Source organism: Corynebacterium sp. KPL1995, from assembly GCF_000477935.1.
GTDB lineage: Bacteria > Actinomycetota > Actinomycetes > Mycobacteriales > Mycobacteriaceae > Corynebacterium > Corynebacterium pseudodiphtheriticum.
Genome location: NZ_KI515715.1, coordinates 2,170,037 through 2,190,691, shown reverse-complemented (window position 1 = coordinate 2,190,691; position 20,655 = coordinate 2,170,037). Strand labels below are relative to the sequence as shown.

At 54.4% G+C, this 20,655-nt stretch carries 19 protein-coding genes and 1 tRNA gene; 13 read left to right on the top strand and 7 right to left on the bottom strand.

Features of this window, described 5'->3' with window-relative positions:
* Nucleotides 1-276: 276 nt before the first annotated feature.
* The 3 genes from mfd (at nucleotide 277) to HMPREF1292_RS09725 (ending at nucleotide 5,367) form a co-directional block, all read left to right on the top strand.
* Nucleotides 277-3,999 carry a transcription-repair coupling factor gene (gene mfd, locus HMPREF1292_RS09735; RefSeq protein WP_034646189.1) on the top strand — a complete coding sequence of 1,241 codons (3,723 nt, stop codon included), beginning with the start codon at nucleotides 277-279 and terminating at the stop codon, nucleotides 3,997-3,999.
* 74 nt (nucleotides 4,000-4,073) lie between these two features.
* Nucleotides 4,074-4,679: a DNA-3-methyladenine glycosylase gene (locus HMPREF1292_RS09730; protein ID WP_023019725.1), complete on the top strand. Its 606-nt coding sequence runs from the start codon at nucleotides 4,074-4,076 to the stop codon at nucleotides 4,677-4,679.
* A gap of 88 nt (nucleotides 4,680-4,767) precedes the next feature.
* Nucleotides 4,768-5,367: a TetR family transcriptional regulator gene (locus tag HMPREF1292_RS09725; protein ID WP_021352975.1), complete on the top strand. Its 600-nt coding sequence runs from the start codon at nucleotides 4,768-4,770 to the stop codon at nucleotides 5,365-5,367.
* Here HMPREF1292_RS09725 and HMPREF1292_RS09720 read toward each other — a convergent pair.
* From HMPREF1292_RS09720 to HMPREF1292_RS09705, 4 genes are all read right to left on the bottom strand, one after another.
* The gene (locus HMPREF1292_RS09720; RefSeq protein ID WP_023019724.1) at nucleotides 5,330-7,336 is read right to left on the bottom strand and encodes an FAD/NAD(P)-binding protein; all 2,007 of its coding nucleotides are present in this window, start codon (nucleotides 7,334-7,336) and stop codon (nucleotides 5,330-5,332) included. The genes HMPREF1292_RS09725 and HMPREF1292_RS09720 overlap by 38 nt on opposite strands.
* Nucleotides 7,333-8,292, bottom strand: coding sequence for a carboxylating nicotinate-nucleotide diphosphorylase (gene nadC, locus HMPREF1292_RS09715; protein ID WP_023019723.1), 960 nt, complete (start codon nucleotides 8,290-8,292; stop codon nucleotides 7,333-7,335). The genes HMPREF1292_RS09720 and nadC overlap by 4 nt, the downstream gene beginning before the upstream one ends.
* Nucleotides 8,293-9,351, bottom strand: a complete 1,059-nt coding sequence (gene nadA, locus HMPREF1292_RS09710; protein ID WP_051137481.1) for a quinolinate synthase NadA — start codon at nucleotides 9,349-9,351, stop codon at nucleotides 8,293-8,295.
* A gap of 127 nt (nucleotides 9,352-9,478) precedes the next feature.
* Entirely contained in the window at nucleotides 9,479-10,921 is a 1,443-nt protein-coding gene (locus HMPREF1292_RS09705) for a basic amino acid/polyamine antiporter (RefSeq protein WP_031268223.1), read from the bottom strand.
* 202 nt (nucleotides 10,922-11,123) lie between these two features.
* Between HMPREF1292_RS09705 and HMPREF1292_RS09700 the strand changes: the two genes are divergently transcribed.
* From HMPREF1292_RS09700 to HMPREF1292_RS09665, 8 genes are all read left to right on the top strand, one after another.
* On the top strand, nucleotides 11,124-11,759 hold the full coding sequence (locus tag HMPREF1292_RS09700) for a MazG nucleotide pyrophosphohydrolase domain-containing protein (RefSeq protein ID WP_023019721.1): 636 nt from the start codon (nucleotides 11,124-11,126) through the stop codon (nucleotides 11,757-11,759).
* Between the two features lie 12 nt (nucleotides 11,760-11,771).
* A complete protein-coding gene (locus tag HMPREF1292_RS09695) occupies nucleotides 11,772-12,575 on the top strand; it encodes a lytic transglycosylase domain-containing protein (protein ID WP_023019720.1) in 804 nt (267 codons plus the stop codon).
* A gap of 107 nt (nucleotides 12,576-12,682) precedes the next feature.
* Nucleotides 12,683-13,960 (top strand): phosphopyruvate hydratase, encoded by a 1,278-nt coding sequence (gene eno / locus HMPREF1292_RS09690; RefSeq protein WP_023019719.1) that lies wholly within the window; start codon nucleotides 12,683-12,685, stop codon nucleotides 13,958-13,960.
* 31 nt (nucleotides 13,961-13,991) lie between these two features.
* The gene (locus tag HMPREF1292_RS09685) at nucleotides 13,992-14,594 is read left to right on the top strand and encodes a septum formation initiator family protein (RefSeq protein WP_021352983.1); all 603 of its coding nucleotides are present in this window, start codon (nucleotides 13,992-13,994) and stop codon (nucleotides 14,592-14,594) included.
* A gap of 53 nt (nucleotides 14,595-14,647) precedes the next feature.
* Nucleotides 14,648-15,199, top strand: a complete 552-nt coding sequence (locus tag HMPREF1292_RS09680; RefSeq protein WP_021352984.1) for a DUF501 domain-containing protein — start codon at nucleotides 14,648-14,650, stop codon at nucleotides 15,197-15,199.
* Between the two features lie 37 nt (nucleotides 15,200-15,236).
* Complete coding sequence (locus tag HMPREF1292_RS09675; RefSeq protein ID WP_023019718.1) at nucleotides 15,237-16,223, top strand: Ppx/GppA phosphatase family protein; 987 nt, start codon at nucleotides 15,237-15,239, stop codon at nucleotides 16,221-16,223.
* Between the two features lie 47 nt (nucleotides 16,224-16,270).
* Nucleotides 16,271-16,344, top strand: a tRNA-Leu gene (locus HMPREF1292_RS09670).
* A 183-nt stretch (nucleotides 16,345-16,527) separates the two neighbouring features.
* The gene (locus HMPREF1292_RS09665) at nucleotides 16,528-17,370 is read left to right on the top strand and encodes a Bax inhibitor-1/YccA family protein (protein ID WP_023019717.1); all 843 of its coding nucleotides are present in this window, start codon (nucleotides 16,528-16,530) and stop codon (nucleotides 17,368-17,370) included.
* Nucleotides 17,371-17,566: 196 nt separating this feature from the next.
* On the opposite strand, the gene HMPREF1292_RS11165 is transcribed toward HMPREF1292_RS09665, so the two are convergent.
* The 3 genes from HMPREF1292_RS11165 to HMPREF1292_RS09650 form a co-directional block, all read right to left on the bottom strand.
* Complete coding sequence (locus HMPREF1292_RS11165) at nucleotides 17,567-18,190, bottom strand: hypothetical protein (protein WP_023019716.1); 624 nt, start codon at nucleotides 18,188-18,190, stop codon at nucleotides 17,567-17,569.
* A gap of 13 nt (nucleotides 18,191-18,203) precedes the next feature.
* The gene (gene greA, locus HMPREF1292_RS09655) at nucleotides 18,204-18,728 is read right to left on the bottom strand and encodes a transcription elongation factor GreA (protein ID WP_021352988.1); all 525 of its coding nucleotides are present in this window, start codon (nucleotides 18,726-18,728) and stop codon (nucleotides 18,204-18,206) included.
* Between the two features lie 144 nt (nucleotides 18,729-18,872).
* Nucleotides 18,873-19,319, bottom strand: a complete 447-nt coding sequence (locus tag HMPREF1292_RS09650; protein WP_023019715.1) for a DUF4307 domain-containing protein — start codon at nucleotides 19,317-19,319, stop codon at nucleotides 18,873-18,875.
* Between the two features lie 147 nt (nucleotides 19,320-19,466).
* On the opposite strand from HMPREF1292_RS09650, the gene mca reads away from it, so the two are divergent.
* Complete coding sequence (gene mca, locus HMPREF1292_RS09645; RefSeq protein WP_023019714.1) at nucleotides 19,467-20,333, top strand: mycothiol conjugate amidase Mca; 867 nt, start codon at nucleotides 19,467-19,469, stop codon at nucleotides 20,331-20,333.
* On the top strand, nucleotides 20,333-20,653 hold the full coding sequence (locus tag HMPREF1292_RS09640; RefSeq protein WP_023019713.1) for a hypothetical protein: 321 nt from the start codon (nucleotides 20,333-20,335) through the stop codon (nucleotides 20,651-20,653). Before mca ends, HMPREF1292_RS09640 begins: the two co-directional genes overlap by 1 nt.
* Nucleotides 20,654-20,655: the final 2 nt, after the last annotated feature.

Sequence of the window (20,655 nt, the reverse complement as noted above, 5' to 3'; positions counted from 1 at the left end):
TTGTGTGGCCGTTGGTTTTTCATTTCTTCATCTGATTGTGTAAACTTACAAGCCGTTGGCACGCAACTGCACATCGCCTCGATTTCATCATCCATTGATGGTCGTTTCGAATAGCAGTGTAGGAGTGTCGACATTTCCCCATGGTGTAATCGGCAACACTACGGTTTTTGGTACCGTCATTCTAGGTTCGAGTCCTGGTGGGGAAGCTTTTTCATATCAGGGGGTAAGGCTCCAGCCACCAGCCATCTCAGTCAGGAGAATGATCCCGAAGTGAATATGCTCGCCGGCCTATTAAAAGTTGCTGCCAGCGATCCGAAACTCAAAGGGCTCATCAATCATGTTGGTGAACCAACCCTGCACATCACCGGCATTACGCAAGCTCGTCCCTGGGCTATCGGCACCCTGGCGCACCATGCCCCCGTCGTTGTACTCACAGCCACCGGCCGCGAAGCTGAAGACCTACACGCAGAATTAGCTGCCATGCTGGGCAATAAGGTCGCGATGTTTCCCGCATGGGAAACCTTGCCGCATGAGCGTTTGTCTCCGGGCGCAGATATCGTCGGTAAGCGTGCAGCCGTGCTGCACCGCTTAGACGATCTGCAAGTTATCGTGACCCCAGCACGCGGACTGGCGCAGCCAGTGCTGGAATCTGTCGATGGCCGGGCGCCGATTAGCCTGACTGAAGACCAAGAATATGACTTTGAGCAGCTGGTTGCTGAATTAGAATTCCGTGCATATTCGCACGTCGACATGGTCAGTAAAAAAGGCCAATTCGCCAAACGTGGCGGCATCGTCGATGTCTATCCCACGACCCTGGACTATCCAGTGCGCATCGAATTCTGGGGTGATGAAATCACCGATATCCGCCAGTTTTCTGTGGCAGACCAACGAACGATCTCTGAGATCGAAGTTGGCAAAGTTGCTATTTTCCCGGCTCGTGAACTGCCCATTACCGATGCGGTAGCAGCGAAAGCGGAAAAACTCGCACGCGAGTATGCTTCCAACGCGACGCTAGCGGAATTGCTCACCAAGATCTCGGAAAAGATCCCATCGGAAGGCATGGAAGCGTTGCTTCCGGTGCTGGCGGATACGCCGATGGTGTCGCTGTTGGACCTGGTGCCAGATAACACGCATGTTCTGGTCACGGACCCAGAAAAGGTGCGGCGTAGGGTAGAGGACCTGCACGATACCGACGCAGAATTCTTGGCCGCGAGCTGGGAAGCAGCAGCCATGGGGGCGGATGGCCCGGTGGCCCACAACAAACTTGACTTGTCGGCAGCAAACTACTTGTCCCTGGAACAATTAGAAGACATCACCCGGGAACGTGGCAGTTCCTGGTGGACGTTCGCCCCTCCAGGAATGTTTGCTGCAGATGAAGCAGCGACGTTGCCGCTCGAATTTGAGGCTGGTCCACAGCCGAAAGGCGACGCCAAAGAAATCGAAGCGATGATGTCGCAGCTTCGCGCCCATTGCCAGTCGGGTGGACGCGCAGCATATATCGCCCCGGCAGCCGGTGCTATCAAACGCATGGCGGAACGATTCCGCGAAAACGGCATCTCGGCGCACGTGGCAGAGCCCGGCTGGCAACCCAACGCTGGCGAGATCACGCTGTATCAAGCATTGAGCCACGCCGGATTGGTCTTTCCGAAAGTCCGCAACCAGCACGACGGTGCGACACTGCCGTTGGTCGTGGTTACCGAAACCGATCTGACCGGTAACCGTGTCGGCGATATCGCCGGTGCCAAACGTCGACCCGCCAAACGGCGCAACCGAGTGGACCCGCTGGCACTGAAAAAAGGCGATTTTGTCGTCCACGAAACCCACGGCATCGGCAAGTTTATTAAGATGGCTGAGCGCACGATCAATGCCGGTGGGGAAAGCTCTCGCCGCGAATACATCGTGCTGGAATACGCCGCGTCGAAGCGCGGACAGCCCGCAGACCAATTGTGGGTTCCCATGGAATCACTGGACCTACTGAGCAAATACACCGGCGGGCAAGCACCGACGCTGTCCAAAATGGGCGGATCGGACTGGAAAAACACCAAGAAAAAGGCGCGCGCAGCGGTCCGCGAAATCGCTGGCGAGCTGGTGCAACTTTATGCGAAGCGCCAAGCCGCGCCGGGATATTCTTTTGCCCCGGATTCTCCTTGGCAAACGGAGATGGAAGATAACTTCCCGTTCGTCGAAACCGAAGACCAGATGCTGGCCATCGAAGCAGTGAAAGCGGATATGGAATCGTCGGTCCCGATGGACCGCGTCGTCGTCGGCGACGTTGGCTATGGCAAAACCGAGGTTGCGGTGCGTGCTGCTTTCAAAGCGGTGCAAGATGGAAAACAAGTCGCGGTATTGGTGCCGACCACGCTGTTGGCACAGCAGCACTATGACACGTTTGCTGAACGCATGGCAGGCTTCCCAGTTGAGATGCGGGTGCTTTCGCGGTTTAGTACCGCGGGAGAAGCCAAACAGATCATTAAAGAGCTTGCCGACGGCACCGTCGATATCGTGATTGGTACTCATCGGTTGCTGCAGACTGGCGTGCAGTGGAAAAACCTCGGCTTGATCGTCGTGGATGAGGAACAGCGCTTCGGTGTGGAGCACAAAGAACACATCAAGGCATTACGTTCATCTGTCGACGTGCTCACGATGTCTGCGACTCCAATTCCACGCACCCTGGAGATGTCGATGGCGGGCATCCGGGAAATGTCGACGATCCTTACTCCACCGGAAGACCGGCACCCGATCCTGACTTATGTCGGTGCCTACGAAGACAAACAGGTTGCGGCTGCGATCCGCCGCGAGCTGTTACGCGATGGTCAGACCTTCGTGATTCACAACAAGGTCGCGGACATCGAGAAAAAGGCCCGGGAAATCCGTGAACTGGTGCCAGAAGCCCGCGTCGTCGTTGCCCATGGGCAAATGAACGAGGACCTGCTGGAACGTACTGTGCAGGGTTTTTGGGACCGCGAATATGACGTGCTGGTATGCACCACGATCGTGGAAACCGGCTTGGATATCGCTAATGCCAACACCTTGATCGTGGAAAATGCCCACCAGATGGGGCTGTCACAGTTGCACCAGCTGCGCGGTCGCGTTGGACGCTCCCGGGAGCGTGGCTACGCCTACTTTTTGTACCCGCAAGGAGCCACGCTTTCTGAGACCAGCTATGACCGCTTGGCGACGATCGCGCAAAACAATGATCTCGGTGCCGGTATGGCAGTGGCCATGAAAGACCTGGAAATGCGCGGTGCCGGAAACGTGCTGGGCGCGCAACAATCTGGTCATATCGCAGGCGTCGGCTTCGATATGTATGTCCGGTTGGTCGGCGAAGCTGTCGAAACCTTCAAGGCGCTTTCCCGCGGCGAAGCACTGGATGCCACAGATCAGTCGCCGAAAGAAATTCGTATCGACTTGCCGGTGGATGCACATATCCCGGAACAATATATTTCTTCTGAACGCCTGCGTTTGGAGGTGTACCGCAAGCTGGCGTCGTCACAGGACAATAAAGACCTACACTTGGTAGTTGAGGAAATGGAAGACCGCTATGGCCCGATCCCGGAAGAGGTCGAGCGTTTGCTGGCTGTGGCACGCCTGCGCCACCAAGCTCGGCGCGCCGGGGTCACCGACATCATGGTGCAAGGAACACGAATCAAAGTGGGCCCGGTGGAATTACCGGATTCCAAGCAAGTGCGTTTGAAACGCACACACCCTGGTGCGAATTACCGTGCAGCCGCCAAAGCGATCCAGTTACCGTTCCCGAAAGCTGGTCGTGGCAACGTGACGGACCCGAAGTTGCGCGATGTGGAACTCCTGCAGTGGATGGCGGATTTCCTCACCGAGATGTTCGATGTGGAAAAAACTGACGTATCCGGAGCACAGAAACCACAGACTACTGGCAAAGATGAAGCCGGTGCTGTTACGCGTGGCGAAGCGCGACGTAAGAAGCCAGGGAAACCTCGAGTGCAGAAATCCAGCGGCTCGGTGTTTTCGCTGAGCGAATAGGAGTGAGTAGTAGTAAACAGTGGCGAACAGCTGTAATCAATTATGACTTCTAGTGGCTAGTGGAGTGTGCACGAATGCTAGATTTTTCTGCTGATGCCGATGTAGTTGCGCCCTTGCTTTTGGGAAGAACCCTGTCTTTTGGCTCTGTGACCATCGAAATTACTGAGGTGGAAGCCTATTTACATGGCACCGACACAGCTGCGCATAGCTTCCGTGGCAAGACACCGGCAAACGCCGCGCTTTGGGGGCCGGGCGGACGCCTATACGTCTATATTTCTTATGGTATTCATCGTTGCTGCAACTTGGTGTGTGGTCCGGAAGGCACCGGCCAAGGGTGCTTGCTTCGCTCTGGGCGAGTGATCGCCGGTGAGCCGATAGCGCGTAGCCGCCGGGGCGATGTCAGCTATACACGTTTAGCGTCCGGCCCTGGAAACCTTGCTAAAGCCTTGGGAGTGGGTACCGAACACAATCACCTCGCTGTAGAACAAGTGCCTGCCCGCATGGACAGCCTGCCGCCACGAGGAACCGCAACAATGAATCCACAGCTTGGCATACGCTCGCAGGAGCCTGAATGGGTAGCTGGACCGCGCATCGGCATTTCCAAGAATGTTGCTGCACCCCTGCGGTTCTGGATCCCGAACGACGCGACAGTGACCAGCCCGAAACGGCCACCGAAGTGATAGCCCGGTGTAATATATAACGGAAGAAAATGGGGCCACCACAGGCGGATTGAATGACTTGCCGCTCTGCTCGAAGAAAGGAGCCGCAGTGCGCGCTGATGCCCAAGCGAACCGAGAAGCCATCATTCGAGCATCCCACCGCTTGTTCCAAGAACACGGTATCGATGTCACTTTTCGTGCGATTGCCGCGGCTGCGGGAGTAGGAGTGGCCACCGTACACAGGAATTTTCCGGATCGCTGGGCGTTAATTTTAGCCGTGGGGGACCACGTCTATTCGCAACACTGCGCAATTATCGAAAAATACGATGGCCACTGGGAAGCGCACCCATGGCAGACCTGGACAGATCTTGTCACCGAATTGGTAGAACAAGGTGTCGGTCCGCTGAGTGAGCAAGTTTCGCGCTACGCAGAGCGGCAAGATCTCGTGCAGCAATTCGCCACCGTGGTCCGGAACCGTGATATGCAGCCAATTGAAAAACTTTTAGCCACTGCAGCGCAGTACGGCTTCGTGACGCCCGAGCTGCACACGCGCCGCTTTGTATTGACCATCGGCGTGCTTTCTCGGAAATTAACCAGTCTGGGGCACGACATCATGCCGGATCATCAGAGGTGGATGACCCAGCTGGTGTTAGCTGGGCTAGCCCAAGCAGCTACGGCTGTGGAGCTTCGTCGCGCAGACCCTGAATAATCGCGTGCACGCTGCGTGCGGTTTTATCTGTTTCTTGCAACATGATCGGGTCGGTACCTGGCATTGGGGAAATCGTGGTATCCGGCATCTGCGCATGTGTGGGAATACCAATGATGTGCAGACGGGAATCCTGACTGCCGTCCGGGCGAATCGTCCGACGCGTCACGTACGCAGTTTCCGGCGAACCTTGTTCCACTCCGTCAATCGAGAACGGGCGGATCCGGTCGGAAGCGAATAAAGCCTGGCTCAACGGATCGGCAGGGAAGCGGATATCAGGCTTTGGCAGCCAAGCATCGACAAGCGTTGTCGCACTGGCCCGCCGTGCAGAAACACCCGAACCGCAGGTGAGCGTGAACTCTGCAGAACCAATGGTCAAACGTGGTTGGGCGCCCAAAAACTCCACCAGTCCGGCGTCGACAAGCGCCAGTAACTGTTGGGAACGAAACAGTGGAGGCCCGGAACCAACCATCTGTCCTAAAGCCATGATTTGCGACAGCGTTGGGGTTGCGGAATCTGCCATGAATTTTCCTTGGCTTCCGGCAATCCCAACGTGTTTGCGGCAGGAGGCGAATACCCACAAAGCAGCCTTGATCGGTGAATTGGAACCTTTTAGGGCTTCGTCGATATCCCGGGCCATTGCTTCAGCAACTTGCTGAGTCGATTCGACGCGTGGGTGTAAATACGGCTGCAAATTGCAGATCTCAGTCGTGTGCCGGGCTAACACACCGCTGAGACCGTGCGGATCCAACAACACATATACTGGGGTCGAATCCAGCACGGTGTTGATGTCTTCCGTACTGGTGAAGATCGATTCTGGGGCTAGGCGAGAGAGCGTTGCATAAAAGGCCTGGATAGCATCGCGGATAATCGCCGGAGCAAGGTCGATGGAAAAATCAATCCGCTCTTGCTCCTGCACAGCCTGCAGGGCGTTGTGTAGACGGGGCATATGAGCTTTTGGCGGGAGCGAACCGTAATCTGACTTTGGTAAAAATGGGTAGCCGCGGCGGGAAGAAACTACAAAATGTGGTTCTTTCCCATTGGCTCGATACCGTAGCCCCGAGCGCGTGGTTGGATCTACGTCGAAAGAGCCGCCACGGCCGAGGGTGCACAGTGCTAGCAAATCGAAAAATCCCATTCCTAGTCCCCGCACCAGCACTGGTTTTTCTGCCGCGATATTGTCTACGGGTTGTTCTACTGGGTTATTTGGACTGATCCAGGTTAAATGCTCAGCTTGACTGGCCGCGCGCAATTGGTGCTGCTCGTCGTTATCCGCGTTCAGCACCCAGCCAGTGGCTAGCACAGTGGCGTGGGCGGAAAAGCTGGTGCCGTCGGCAAGGGTAATGACGTCGGTATTAGCGCTGTCCGGGACCGTGTACATGTCAACCGCACGGGAATTGTGTTCGATGACTTCCACAGAATCCGGCAAATGCGCCAGAGCCACCTGATAGACCCAACGCAGGTATTCGCCATAAAGCGCGCGAGAAGGATTGGATTGTTCTACTGTGCCGACTAATTCCTCGTGGTAGTCATTTGCTAGGCCTTTTCGCGGCGGGTGTGCACGAAACAGTGCTTCTTTTTCCTGAACTACCTGAGCGTTGGTGTCATAGTTAAGGTTACCTGCAGTGAATGCCGTTAGCAGATCATCGCCGCGAACCAGGCGGATCCATTCGTATAGTGTTGGGCCAGATAGCACTGAGGCACCCACGGTGGAACCAGGCTCGGTAAATAAAGTCACGGCATCAGCCAACGTGTTCATACACAGTGTACGAGTCTGGGTAGTGTCCCATACCCGACCGGCACCGATTTGGGAATCATCAACGATGTGAATCGTTATCTGTGGGCGGACTGCCTGCGTCTTCGTTTCCGCCTGTCCGGAACTGGACGAGTCGCGTAAATAGGCTGCAAGCCGTTCTAGAACCGAAATACCGCGGGGACCAGCACCGATCAGGGCTATCTGAGTTGCTGTCATGAAAAATCCAATCCAATATCCATTACACGCACTGAGTGAGTTAGTGCGCCCACCGCAAGATAATCCACCCCGGTGGTGCCGTACTCGCCAGCGCGAGCAAGTGTGAGCCCTCCGGAAGCCTCCAGTTTGGTTGCCGGGCTGAGCTCTTGCCGACGCGCTACTGCCGCACGAACTTCGGCGGGGGAGAAGTTATCCAGCAACACCATGTCTGGGTGCAGCGGCAGAATTTCGTCGAGTTGTTCTAAGGTGTCGACTTCCACTTCGCACGGAATATCGGGTTTATGCTCACGAACCAGGCGAAGAGCCGCGCTGACGCTACCGCCAGCGGCGTGAACATGATTGTCTTTGATCATCGCGGCATCACCCAAGCCCATCCGGTGGTTACTGCCTCCGCCGGCGCGGACCGCGTATTTTTGCAACTCGCGCAGTCCTGGGAGGGTTTTTCGGGTGTCGCGCACCCGGGCTTGTGGGATCGCTGGTTGGTGGCAGTCGCCAGAAGCCTCAGTTTTCTGGGCGAATTCTGTTGCTGCATCTGCGATCGCGCGAACCCACCGGGAGGTCTCGGTTGCGATGCCGCTGGCGTGCGAGATGATGTTGAGTAGAGTTCGCTCGGCAGCTAGGAGCAGATGGGTATTAGCGGTGATCGTCGCTAAGCGCTGCCCAGTGACGACGTGCATGCCATCGTTACATTCCAGAGTGAGCCGGAAATTTTCTGGCCCATGCTCGCCGGTCTGCGAGACCTCATGATCCGCGATCCGATGGGCGACAGCGCTTAATACTGGTTTTATTAGCCCCAAACCGGCGATGACACCGTCCTGCCGGGCGTTCAACTCGGCGGTGCATGAGGCGCTGGTGGTGACCGTTGCTAATGAGGTGTGGTCTGGACCGTAAGCGAAATCTTCGTCTAACGCGGTGTCTATTAGCGCAGAGCAATCAGGAAGCTGCAAGTGATCCATTTATTCGGCACCACCAGGGCTGCCGATCGAAATCATGGCTTCGAGTGATTTACGGGCTGCATTCGCAATATTTTCTGGAACCGTGACTTCATCCGTTTCGGTTTCCAAGCAACGTACCAGCGCTTCAGGAGTGATCATCTTCATATACTTGCACTCAGCGCGATCGTTGACCGCTTGGAAATCAATGTTGGGGGCTGCCTGGTGTAGTTGGTGCAGCATACCGGTCTCGGTAGCGACCAGAACCTTATTTTGTGGCTGTTTTTGGGCCTGTGTGATCATCTGACCGGTTGAAAGCATATGTACGCGATCTTGCGGTACCAAGCCTTCATTGGCCAAATACAGTGCTGAGTTCGCGCAACCGCATTCCGGATGAATGTACAAATCCGCCGAGGGGTTGTCTTGGGTTTGCTGGGTCAATTGTTCGGCGCTAATACCTGCATGTACATGGCACTCGCCAGCCCAGATACGAATGTTTTCTCGACCGGTCTCTCGTTTCACATAAGCACCCAAGAACTGGTCTGGGCAGAACAAGATTTCTTGGTCTGCCGGCAAGGAATTGACGACATCGACGGCGTTTGATGAGGTGCAGCAGACGTCGGTCAGGGCTTTTACCTCGGCGGTGGTGTTGACGTAACTGACCACCAAAGCGTTTGGATGTTCGGCCTTCCACTCTCGCAGCTGTTCAGCAGTGATTGAATCCGCCAAGGAACAACCAGCGCGTGCATCTGGGATGAGCACCTTCTTGTTTGGGGAGAGAATCTTCGCTGATTCGGCCATGAAATGCACACCGCAAAACACAATGATATCGGCATCAGTGGCGGCTGCTTGCCGGGACAGCGCTAAGGAATCGCCAGTGTGGTGCGCGATGTCTTGAATCTCCGGAATTTGGTAATTGTGGGCCAGGATGACCGCGTTTCGTTGTTCTGCAAGCTCCCGGACCCGGTCGGCCCAGGCAGCACGACCATGGTCACTGGTGGAGGAATCACCAGCAGACGTAGCTGCAGCAGTATCGAAAGTGCCAGTAGTGGTAGCAGTAGAACGCGTGAGATCCGCGCTGATACGAGTCACAGAAGCTCCCAAATAGAAGTGATAGTCACAGGAATCGACGGTGTACTAACCGTACTAAAAACCTGCTGTCAACAACCAGATAAGGGCATGCTGTAACCGGGCTATACGGCTTCGATGCCTACAAGTGCAGCGAACCTTGTGCCAAACCAACAGCAGCGATAACTGCTGCGATGACCACCAGAATGACGATTGACCATTCAAAACCGTTAAATAATTTTTCTTTGCGCGAGATTCGCGTCAGAACGTACGGGATTATTCCGGGAACAACGGCGAGTGCGCCGAAGAGAATATAAACCGGATCGGCAGCATAAATCAGCCACATGGAATAGATAAACGCTACTGCGCCGATAAGAAGATGGCGTCGGTTTTCGCGCTGGGACATTTCCGGTCCAGACAAATCGAACCTCGTGCCGGCGTGTGGGTGAGTTATGCCTTTGCCGCGTGATGCCAACAGCAGCAGGTATAGCGAGGAAAAGATATACGGCAATAGGTACATCACCGTAGCCAGCTGCACCATTGAAATATAGGCGGTCTCGTTGAGGAAGAATACGATGACCGCGAATTGAATCACGGAGGTAGAAATCAGTTGTGCCATCCACGGAGCGCCTGCGTGGTTGATGGCACCGGTGCGCTTGGGTAGTAATCCGTCAATCGCCATCATGGTCAACGGCTCGGCGCATAGCATTTGCCAGGAAACATACGCGCCCAAAACTGAGATACACAGTCCAATCGAGATCAGCAAGCCGCCGACGGGGCCGATAGCAGCTTCTAGCACGGCGGCCATGGAGTTATCTGGCAAGGCCGCTAATTCTTCTTTACTGAGTACACCAAACGACAACGTCGCCACAGACACCAGCAAGACGAGAACGGAAACGAACCCGAGCACGGTCGCGCGGCCTACATCGGTGCGTTTCCGGGCCTGTTTGGAATACACCGACGCGCCTTCCACACCGATGAATACCCAGACAGTAAACAACATGATCCCTTGGACCTGTTCAAAAACTGAGCCTTCACTAGATTCACGGCCCCAGAAATCGAGGGTAAAAGTATCCCAGCTGAAACCGAAAAACAGCAGCAGTACGATAAACGCCAGGATCGGCACTAACTTGGCGACGGTAACCACAGTGTTCATGATTGCGGCTTGTTTCACCCCGCGGCTAAGCAACGCGAAAATCACCCAGGTCATGATGCTCACGGAAATGAACGATGCCCAGCGGTTGGATTCGTGGAATAGCGGCACATAGTGGCCGATGGTGTTGAAAAACAGGGTTGCGTAGCCCACCTGCGCGATGACCGAGCCGAGCCAATACCCCCAACCGGAAGCGAAGCCAATAAAATCTCCCAACCCGGCGCGCACATAGGAATACACCCCGGAATCCAGGTGTGGTTTACGCTGTGCCAGAATCTGGAAAACGAATGCTACTGAGAGCATGCCGACGCCGGCGATTGCCCAACCAATCAACATCGCGCCGGGTGCGGCTACTGAAGCGATGTTTTGCGGTAGCGAGAAAATTCCTGCACCGACGCAAGAGCCGATGATGAGAGCGACAAGTGACCACATCGTGACCGTGTGCTTGGATTTTCCGTCTCCTTGCTGCTGAGACGTTTGTGCGGAGTGGGATGTGGCCCCGGTTCCGCTCACTGCCGCGGTGTTGGTGGTGGCATTTGACTCGCTGTGCATGATGGTAAAGCTACCCTGGAAATCCCTGAGCGCGAAAGGCGGGGTGGCTATAGCGGGCATAGTTGCTTATAGGATTGTCTTTATGACTGTTCTGCTTCTTGATCCTCGTTGGCCCGAGCAAATTCCGTTGGAGGTATTCAGTGGCGTTTCTGGCCCGGTGAGCTATACCGAGGAAGTGCCGGTGACAGTGCGCTGGAATTTTGGTGATGTTATTCGTGGAACTGATCCTTCTGGGGCAGGACTTTTGGTGAGTACTAATGAAGCGGACCAGCGCGTGCTGGAGCGCGTGAGTCGTGGCGAGAGGATAATAACTGCGCGTTCGCGGGATGATCAGCTTTATATCGCACGTCAGGTCATGCGGCGTGCCCGTGATATCGGTGAATTTGAATTATTGCAGACCCATAAAACGCTGGTGCCTTATCTGCGCGAGGAGGTTGCGGAGCTTTGCGAGGTTATTGAGTCTGCTGAGACGACCCGGGATATTGATGACGCGCAGTTGGTGCGTGAGCTGGGTGATGTTTTGCTGCAATTGTTGTTTCATGCGGAATTGGGGCGTCGTCGGGAAGCGTTTAGTTTGGACGATGTTGCGGCCAGTTTTATTGCCAAAATGCGTTCGCGCGCGCCGTATCTTTTTGATGGCACATCCAGCATGGTCTCTCAGGAAGAGCAAGACCGATTGTGGATTGAGGGTAAGCGTGCGGAACAGGAGCAAGGGTAGGTTTGTTCCACGATGGATTATTCAGCTCGCAGTAGGAGATCTGGCTGCCTGAAAGTTGGGTGTGCCTCGGTACTGGGGATTATTTTGGTGATCTCTGTGGTGCTGTGGCTGTTGTCGTTTCTCGATGGGCCGTCGGTCACTCGGCAGTTGCAGCCGGTGCCGGATAATGTACCACCGGCAGCGGGCCGAGAGGTGCCGTCTATTGATGTGCATAGCGAAGGACGCACCGCTGATAAGTTGACCTATTGGTCTGAAGGGCTTGCCGACGATACCGGGATCCCGGGGCAAGCATTGCGAGCTTATGGCAATGCGGAGCTGATCGCCCGTGATGCCTGGCCGTCGTGCAATCTGGATTGGACGACGTTGGCAGGAATCGGTTGGGTGGAAACGCGCCATGGGAGTTATGCCGGTAATTGGTTCGATAGGCCTTCTATAGGTGATGACGGCCGGGTGCATCCTCCGATTATTGGGATACCGCTGGATGGCACGAATAATACTGTGCATATTCCGGATACTGATGGTGGGGAATTCGATAACGATAAGGTCTATGACCGCGCGGTTGGTCCGATGCAGTTCATTCCCCAAACCTGGCATCGCTACGGTTTGGATGCTTCTGGCGATGGTTACCCTGATCCACAGCAGATTGATGATGCTGCGTTGGCAGCGGCAAAATTGTTGTGTACTGGAGGGCGCAATTTGGATGATCCACAAGCATGGACCGAGGCGATCTTGTCGTACAACAACTCGAACGACTATGTTCTCAAGGTTCGTGATGCGGCGAATTCTTATGCCATTGACCAGCCCGCCTCCCGCTAATACGGGGTGCCTGTTACAGCTTTCGGTGAAATCTGGAACAATTAGGGGTGTTCACTGCACCTGACATGGCGCACTAGTGTGCCGGAAAATCAGAGGAGGCCCAGCCTGTGGCTGATATCATGCATGTTTTTGCACGCGAGATCTTGGATTCCCGCGGCAATCCAACTGTGGAAGCAGAAGTTGTTCTGGATGACGGCGCGCACGGCCGTGCCGGGGTGCCTTCCGGCGCTTCGACCGGTGAGCATGAAGCTCACGAACTGCGTGATGGTGGCAAACGCTACCTGGGTAAGGGAGTGTTGCAGGCCGTAGAAAACGTTAACGAGGTTATCGCTGACGAATTGGCCGGCCAGGTTGCTGATGATCAGCGCCTGATCGACGCGGCTATGCTGCAACTCGATGGCACTGAAAATAAATCCAAATTGGGTGCTAATGCCATTTTGGGTGTCTCTATGGCTGTGGCAAAGGCGGCTGCTGATTCCGCTGCGCTGCCTTTGTACCGTTATATTGGTGGCCCGAATGCCCATGTGTTGCCAGTGCCAATGATGAATATCCTCAATGGTGGTGCGCACGCTGATTCCGGTGTTGACGTTCAGGAATTCATGATTGCTCCGCTGTCTGCCACCAGTTTCGCCGAAGCCCTGCAACAAGGCGCTGAGGTTTACCACGCCTTGAAAGCGGTGTTGAAAGAGCGCGGGTTGTCTACTGGTCTTGGCGACGAAGGCGGTTTTGCTCCGTCTGTGGAATCAACGCGTGCAGCCCTAGACGTGATCGTTGAGGCAATTAAGAAAGCTGGCTACGAGCCAGGCAAAGACGTTGCGTTGGCACTGGATGTGGCTTCTTCTGAGTTCTACGACAATGGATCCTACAAGTTTGAAGGATCCGAGCTTTCTGGTGCAGAAATGGCGAGCGTTTATGCTGAACTGATCGCTGAATATCCAATCGTGTCCATTGAGGATCCATTGGATGAAAACGATTGGGATGGCTACGTTAACCTCACCCGCGAAATTGGCGAAAAAGTACAGATCGTTGGTGATGATTTCTTTGTCACCAACCCGCAGCGTTTGCGTGAAGGCATCGACAAAGGTGCCGCTAATGCTCTGCTGGTGAAGGTCAACCAAATTGGCACCTTGACCGAAACTTTCGATGCGGTTGAGCTGGCTCACCGCAACGGTTATCGCACAATGATGTCGCACCGTTCGGGTGAAACCGAAGACACTACGATTGCTGATTTAGCAGTGGCGCTATCTTGTGGCCAAATCAAAACTGGTGCGCCGGCTCGTTCCGAGCGTGTTGCGAAGTACAACCGTTTGTTGCGCATTGAAGAGGAACTAGATGCGGCCGCACGTTACGCTGGACGTGACGCATTCCCACGTTTCCAGGGCTAAAATCCGCGCTGGACGGTAACTCGAGGAGATCATGACTGAGCGTAAAAAGTCTACGCTGCGGACACGGACAACCGTGCCCGTTTCTTCTCGTACCGCCGCCCAGCGTGGACCGGGGGGAAAAACTGCGGTAGCCGGTCGATCTCGAAAGAAATTCCACCAGCGCTTCGACCTCATCAGTGTTGCTGTGATGGTTTCTGTGGTGTTGGTGATCTTGTTGTCGGTGGCGGTGCCACTGCGTAATTATTATGAGGGCCGGGCCGAAATTGCGCGCTTGGAAGATTCCATTGCGGCGAAGAAAGCCGAAAAACTTCGGGTTGAAGACGAGATTGAGCGTTATAAAGACGCGGATTATGTGCGCGAACAAGCGCGCAGCCGCTTCGGGTTGGTAGAACCCGGAGAGACTGCTTATCGCATCATCGATCCGCGTATTACTAATAAGGATTCGGTGACCACCTCACGGCAAGACTATGAGGAAGCCCGCCCATGGTACGCAGTGCTGTGGGACGCAATTGCGGAACCACCAGAGATCCCAGAGCCTGCCGACGCTCCCACGTCCACCGACGGAGAGGAAGTAGAGGGCGATCCGGTGGCCCCAGAAGTCCCAGAACATGCCGAGGATCCAACTAACCGATGAAGTTGTGGTAACCAGTTGCGCGTAGTGCAACTGGTCGTGCGAGAATAGCACACATGAGTGTTACTTCCGCCGAACTTGATGCCGTCGAAAAGCAGCTGGGACGTCGCCCGCGTGGTGTCGTAGAGATTTCGTACCGCACCCCCGACGGTGCGCCGGCGGTGATTAAAACGACACCAAAGCTTCCCGATGGCACCCCGTTTCCCACACTTTTTTATCTCACCGACCCGCGTTTAACGGCGGAAGCTTCACGGTTGGAAGTTGCACACGTGATGAAGTGGATGGAATCCCGCTTGGCGGAAGATGAAGAGCTTGCCGAGGATTATCAACGCGCGCATGAAGCTTTTTTGGCAGAACGCAATGCGATGGAAGATTTAGGTACCGATTTTTCTGGTGGTGGAATGCCGGAACGCGTGAAATGTCTCCATGTTTTGATTGCTTATGCTTTAGCCAAGGGGCCGGATCATTTCCGCCTGGGCACAGAAGCGGTGGCGATGGCAGCTGAACATGGTAACTTGCGGGGCATTGCCATCCCGGTGGACTGGCCCTCGTGTGAAGGCCTGGGAATCGATCTCGATGATTTCGATTTCAGCAACGCTGAAAAATAGTCGCTGAAAATAGCCGAGCCGAAAAGAAGGAAATTTCATGACCCGCATTGCAGCCGTTGACTGCGGCACGAATTCTATCCGTTTGTTGATCAGTGACGTCACCCGGACTGGCAACACTCCTTCTGGGGTTAGCATTAACGAGGTTACGCGCAGGATGGAAATCGTCCGTCTGGGACAAAGCGTAGATGCTACCGGCGAGCTAGCAGCGGAAGCTATTGTGCGGACGCGGGAAGCGTTACGGAATTACGTGAACATCATGAAATTCGAAAACGTGGAAAAAGTTCGTATGGTTGCTACTGCAGCGGTGCGTGACGCGAAAAACAATCAAGCCTTTTTTAACATGACTGCCGAGCTGCTCGGAGAAGTTGAACCTGGTGTTTCTGCTGAGGTGATTACCGGGGTCGAAGAAGCTGAGTTGTCCTTTTTGGGCGCCGTACAAGATCTCCCTGCTGAAGCCGGCCCGTTTTGCGTAATCGATTTGGGAGGCGGTTCTACGGAATTCATCGTCAGTAAAAAAGGCGAGGAAATCCTTGGCGCACATTCAGCAGCCATGGGGTGCGTACGCATTACCGAGCGTATGCTGCCGTCCGATCCACCGAGCGAGACAGAGGTGGAAATCGCAGACGATTTCGTCGCGGAGCGCATGTCCGAGGTAGAAAAACTTGTGCCAATCAATCAGGCACGAACTGTGGTTGGCTGTGCCGGTACGTTCACGACACTTTCCGCATTAGCCCAAGGCTTAGAGCAGTATGACCCGGAACAAATTCACGGTTCCGTGCTGCGCTTTGATGCTCTTCGTGTATTGCTAGGCCAAGTCATTGCTACTTCCGCTGCAGCGCGAGCGCAAAACCCGGTGGTCCACCCTGGGCGTGCCGATGTACTTGGCGGTGGAGCAGTAGCTGTACGTGGGATCATGGACATGATCGAGAGACACAGTGGAGTACGAGAATTCGTGATTAGCGAAAAAGATATTCTTGATGGGGTGATCTGGAAACAAGCTGAAGCTGTTTCTGTGCTAGAATAATCATCCGTGCCAACAAACAGCCGATAATTGCTGGTCGCTTGGTATTTGCCCCCATAGCCCAATTGGCAGAGGCGGTGGACTTAAAATCCATACAGTGTCGGTTCGAGCCCGACTGGGGGCACAACTAAAAGCGGAAACGCTGAACGGGATACTCAAAACCCGATAACTACCCAAAACTCATTAAATTAGCTAAAGGTGAAAAAGAAATCCCTTGATCGCTAATTGTGGGAACTTTCTAAGCTTTCGCGTCGTTACACTGAGTGAGAATCTATACTCCATGACACGAAAGGCGCGGGATACTACAGTGCGTAACAGCAACCCCGTAATGAGCAACTTGTCTGCTGGAGCAACCGGGAATGGTAATAACGCCGGCTTCCAGCAACAGATGAACTATAACGCCTACGATAACTATGGCGGGCAGGGCGGCTACGCCCCAATGACCGAGCAGCGTGATGCTGATCGTCCGATGACTGTCGACGACGTGGTTACGAAAACTGGTATCACTCTCGGGGTCATCGTGGTCTTTGCCATCCTCAATTTTGGCATCGGTATGGTGAACCCACAGATTGCCATGATGGCTACGATTGGTGGTGCGATCGCCGGGTTTATCACCGTCCTGGTTGCATCTTTTGGTAAGAAGTGGGGTTCGCCAGTGGTGACTCTGCTCTATGCCGTGTTTGAAGGCTTCTTCGTCGGTGGTATTTCCATGGTTTTCTCCGGCATGCATGTCGGAGAAGCTAATGCCGCAAGCCTCATCGGCCAAGCGGTATTGGGTACCGTTGGTGTCTTTTTGGGCATGCTGGTCGTCTACAAGACTGGTGCAGTGAAGGTTACTCCACGCTTTAACAAGATTCTGACTTCCTGCATCATCGGCGTAGTCGTGTTGATGCTGGGTAACTTTGTGCTCGCTATGTTTACCGGGAACAACCCGTTGCGTGATGGTGGCATCCTAGCGATTATTTTCTCGCTGGTATGCATTGGTTTAGCTGCAGCATCTTTCTTGACAGATTTCGATGCTGCAGACCGCATGATCCGTGCTGGCGCACCGTCCAAGATGGCTTGGGGCGTTGCGTTGGGCTTGGCAGTAACCCTGGTATGGCTCTACACCGAAATCTTGCGTCTGCTGTCTTATTTCCAGCAACGTTAGATGTAACTTGACGTGCTAGTGGCGGGAATTGTGGTTGTACAGTCTGTAACTACGACTGACACCGTGCCGTCTGTCCCGTCTAGCACCTAGAGACGCGAAACTCCGGTGGGCTAGTCACTACGCTTAAGCGATGACTAGCCCACCGGAGTTTTTCATGCCATTTATTTTTATGGGCGTTTCGATCTGACTCTAGTAATTAGGGAGTAACCAGTTGCCCGTCGACGAGGATTTCGGAAAAAACGGTTCCTTGGGCTGATTCCACAGGAGAGCGTAAAACCAGAGATACTTCTTGGTTATCCGTGTTTTGCGCAGATGCTTTTGCAGAATCAGACTCCCAAGACGTCCACTTTATTTTTGTCAGACGTTCGTCGGGGTCTGCGCAATCGAGTACAACGTAAGCTGGTTTCCGTTCCGGACTGCCCAGGCAGTTAATAAAACCAATCTTATTTGCTGCTACTTTGCGAGAACTAGTTGTTTTTGTGGCCCCTGAAGAACCCGTCGCAGAATCCCCAGAGGCCGCGGCTAATTCAGACTCCTCGTCGTCGTCCAGGTCGGACTCAGTGCCACCGATGATGGTTTCCGTGGTGCGTACTGATTCGCCAGTACTGTCGGTGCCGTTGGTTCCGGTAGTGCCGGCAACACCGGTTTCTTGAGTGTTCGTACCGTTCGTGCTGGTTGGTTCGCTGCTACGTGGAGCCTCGAAAGTGTTGCCAGTTTCGACCTTTTGATCTGAAGGATTTTCGTTTGGAGGAGTACAAGCAGCCAAAGCCAAAGCAGCCGCGGACACTCCGGTGACGGCGAATTTGCGATAGTTAGTCATGGGGGTATCCTTCTTAGTTTTTGTCGCGTGGGGTGGCGTACAGTGCGGAGTCGTATGGAGCAGCAGAGTCCACGGTCACCTTAATGACGTTGCCATTAGGTGCGGTGTACTGACGGGTCTCGCCCTCTTCTGCGCCCAGGATGGCTGCACCCAGGGGAGACTGTTCCGAATAGGTTTCTAGGTTCTCGTTGTCGGTTGCGGCAGCGCGGGTGCCGATAAGGAAGGTTTCCTTATTTTCTGGGTCCTCGTTGTAGTGCACGTGGACAACTGAGCCGATGTTGGCTACGCCCTCCTGGACTCCGGTGCGCTCGGTGGTGGAATTAGCAAGAATTTCCGAGATGTGCTTGATGCGGGCTTCTTCCTGGTCCTGCATCTCGCGAGCAGCATCGTAGCCGGCGTTTTCTTTCAAGTCGCCTTCTTCGCGGCGCTCGTTGATCTCGGCAGCGACTACCGGGCGGTGGTCAATAAGCGCCTGCAGCTCCTCTTCCAGTTTTGCCTTGGTTTCTGGCGTGATGTACTGCTTTTTATTTTCAGCCATGTCCGTATGAAGCCTTCCTTAGATTCTTCTGGTCGTTCAAACCCTTCGTGTTTGAACTCGCTGCGATGCGACGATTCTGTCTAGATCTTAACGTATGTGTATATCGTTTTTCGTCCCTAGCCCTTATCAAACAAGACCTGGTCGCTAGCTGTCGAGCTTTAGATGTGCTGGGATGGTTCCAGAACACCCGTAGACCCCGCCTGCAACGGCCTTTTCGCCAGAACGAACAGGGACATCGACGCTAATGCGTTCGGTTCGCTTCTCGCCCGGTGCCATGGGGATCTCTACTCGGCCTACCTCAGCCTTGTCATAATTGAACGCCTGCACAATGCAATAGACGGGAACGGTGGGATCGTCCCGGGTAATATCAACCCATACCCGCAGCGTATCGTCGTCTGGGTACTCTTGGCTGAGCAATGTGATTTCCGCAGGTGGTGTGTCCGCGTTGAACAAGCGGAACAGGCCCCAAGAGCCAATCGCGAGCATAAGAACTAAGAGCGCAACGAGGATTTTGCCGGTGAGATTATTAGCGGGAGTTTTCCTACTGCCGGAACGGTTGGAACCATAACGTGCGCGCGTGCGAGTGCTCATTCTTCGCATCTTAAGGCAGGCGTAGAAGCCAGTACAATTAGGTAATATAATCAATTTCAGCACAATCGATTCGGGTAACGTCGATTCGAAGAACTTTGAGACGATCCATCAGAATGATGAATCAAGCGAATATGTGAAAGGACCGATGTGAGCTACCGGTTGCTGTCTATCCATGCCCACCCTGATGACGAAGCATCTAAGGGCGCAGCCACCACCGCGATGTATGCGCACAATGGTCACGAAGTTTTGATTCTCACCTGCACTGGCGGTGAGCGTGGCGATATTATTAATCCTGCGATGGATAAGCCCGGGGTCAAAGAAAACATGCAGGCTGTCCGTCACGAAGAAATGGCGCAGTCTGTTCAGGCTCTCGGTGTCCAGCACAAGTGGATGGGTTATATTGATTCCGGTTTACCGCAAGGTGATCCTATGCCACCGCTTCCTGATGGCTGCTTTGCTCGCGAAGACACCATGAAGGTTGCTACCGAACTGGTAGAAATCATCCGGGAGTTTAAGCCACATGTCATCATGACTTACGACGAAAACGGTGGCTACCCACACCCAGACCACTTGAAAGTCCATGAGATCAGCATGATCGCATGGGAGCGCGCGGGTGATCCGGAATTTCTCCCGGAGGTTCCAGCTTGGGAGCCGTTGAAACTCTATTACAGCCATGGCTTTGTCTATCAGCGCATGGAGTTATTCCATAACCGTTTGTTGGAACAAGGTAAGTCTTCTCCATATGAGCCGATGATGCAGCGCTGGTCTCCACACTTGGCGGATATTATGGCTCGTGTTACTACGCAGGTGGAGTGTAGTGACTACTTTGCACACAGGGAAGCGGCATTGCGCGCCCACGCCACGCAGATTGATCCAGCTGGCGCCTTTATGGCCACAGACGTGCAAACCCAACAAGAGCTCTGGCCTACTGAGGAATACGAATTAGCGCGTAGTCGGGTAGAAACACAATTGCCGGAGACCGATTTGTTTGCCGGTTTGGAGGAAGCCAACTAATGCAAACATCACTATCTGCAGCCATTGTCTCGGCATCGGTGGCGCAGGCATCGGAAGCAGCGACCGAGGCGTTTTACTGGGCCCAAAACCAGGTGCAGGAAGGACCTATGGGGCCAGAATTCGGGAAAGCTTCACCAATCGGCTTACTGGTTATCGTTGCTTTAGTTGTGGCGATTATGATGTTGGGCTGGTCGTTTCACCGACGACAGTCCAGATTTCGACGTCGTCGTGCATTCGCAGAAGATCACGGTCTTGACCCCTTCGACATCGAGGCCATTGATACTGCAATGCGCGAAGTCGGCGTGCACGATCGGCGGTAGCA

Excerpts from the sequence above, each read along its gene's own strand:
- HMPREF1292_RS09705 (WP_031268223.1), bottom strand. The coding sequence starts at position 10,921 with ATGTGGTCACTTGTCGCTCTCATCATCGGCTCTTGCGTCGGTGCAGGA.
- HMPREF1292_RS09720 (WP_023019724.1), bottom strand. The coding sequence starts at position 7,336 with ATGACAGCAACTCAGATAGCCCTGATCGGTGCTGGTCCCCGCGGTATT.
- HMPREF1292_RS09685 (WP_021352983.1), top strand. The coding sequence starts at position 13,992 with ATGACTGAGCGTAAAAAGTCTACGCTGCGGACACGGACAACCGTGCCC.
- HMPREF1292_RS09675 (WP_023019718.1), top strand. The coding sequence starts at position 15,237 with ATGACCCGCATTGCAGCCGTTGACTGCGGCACGAATTCTATCCGTTTG.
- HMPREF1292_RS11165 (WP_023019716.1), bottom strand. The coding sequence starts at position 18,190 with ATGACTAACTATCGCAAATTCGCCGTCACCGGAGTGTCCGCGGCTGCT.
- nadC (WP_023019723.1), bottom strand. The coding sequence starts at position 8,292 with ATGGATCACTTGCAGCTTCCTGATTGCTCTGCGCTAATAGACACCGCG.
- HMPREF1292_RS09680 (WP_021352984.1), top strand. The coding sequence starts at position 14,648 with ATGAGTGTTACTTCCGCCGAACTTGATGCCGTCGAAAAGCAGCTGGGA.
- HMPREF1292_RS09730 (WP_023019725.1), top strand. The coding sequence starts at position 4,074 with ATGCTAGATTTTTCTGCTGATGCCGATGTAGTTGCGCCCTTGCTTTTG.
- mfd (WP_034646189.1), top strand. The coding sequence starts at position 277 with ATGCTCGCCGGCCTATTAAAAGTTGCTGCCAGCGATCCGAAACTCAAA.
- HMPREF1292_RS09700 (WP_023019721.1), top strand. The coding sequence starts at position 11,124 with ATGACTGTTCTGCTTCTTGATCCTCGTTGGCCCGAGCAAATTCCGTTG.
- HMPREF1292_RS09640 (WP_023019713.1), top strand. The coding sequence starts at position 20,333 with ATGCAAACATCACTATCTGCAGCCATTGTCTCGGCATCGGTGGCGCAG.
- greA (WP_021352988.1), bottom strand. The coding sequence starts at position 18,728 with ATGGCTGAAAATAAAAAGCAGTACATCACGCCAGAAACCAAGGCAAAA.
- HMPREF1292_RS09650 (WP_023019715.1), bottom strand. The coding sequence starts at position 19,319 with ATGAGCACTCGCACGCGCGCACGTTATGGTTCCAACCGTTCCGGCAGT.
- HMPREF1292_RS09695 (WP_023019720.1), top strand. The coding sequence starts at position 11,772 with ATGGATTATTCAGCTCGCAGTAGGAGATCTGGCTGCCTGAAAGTTGGG.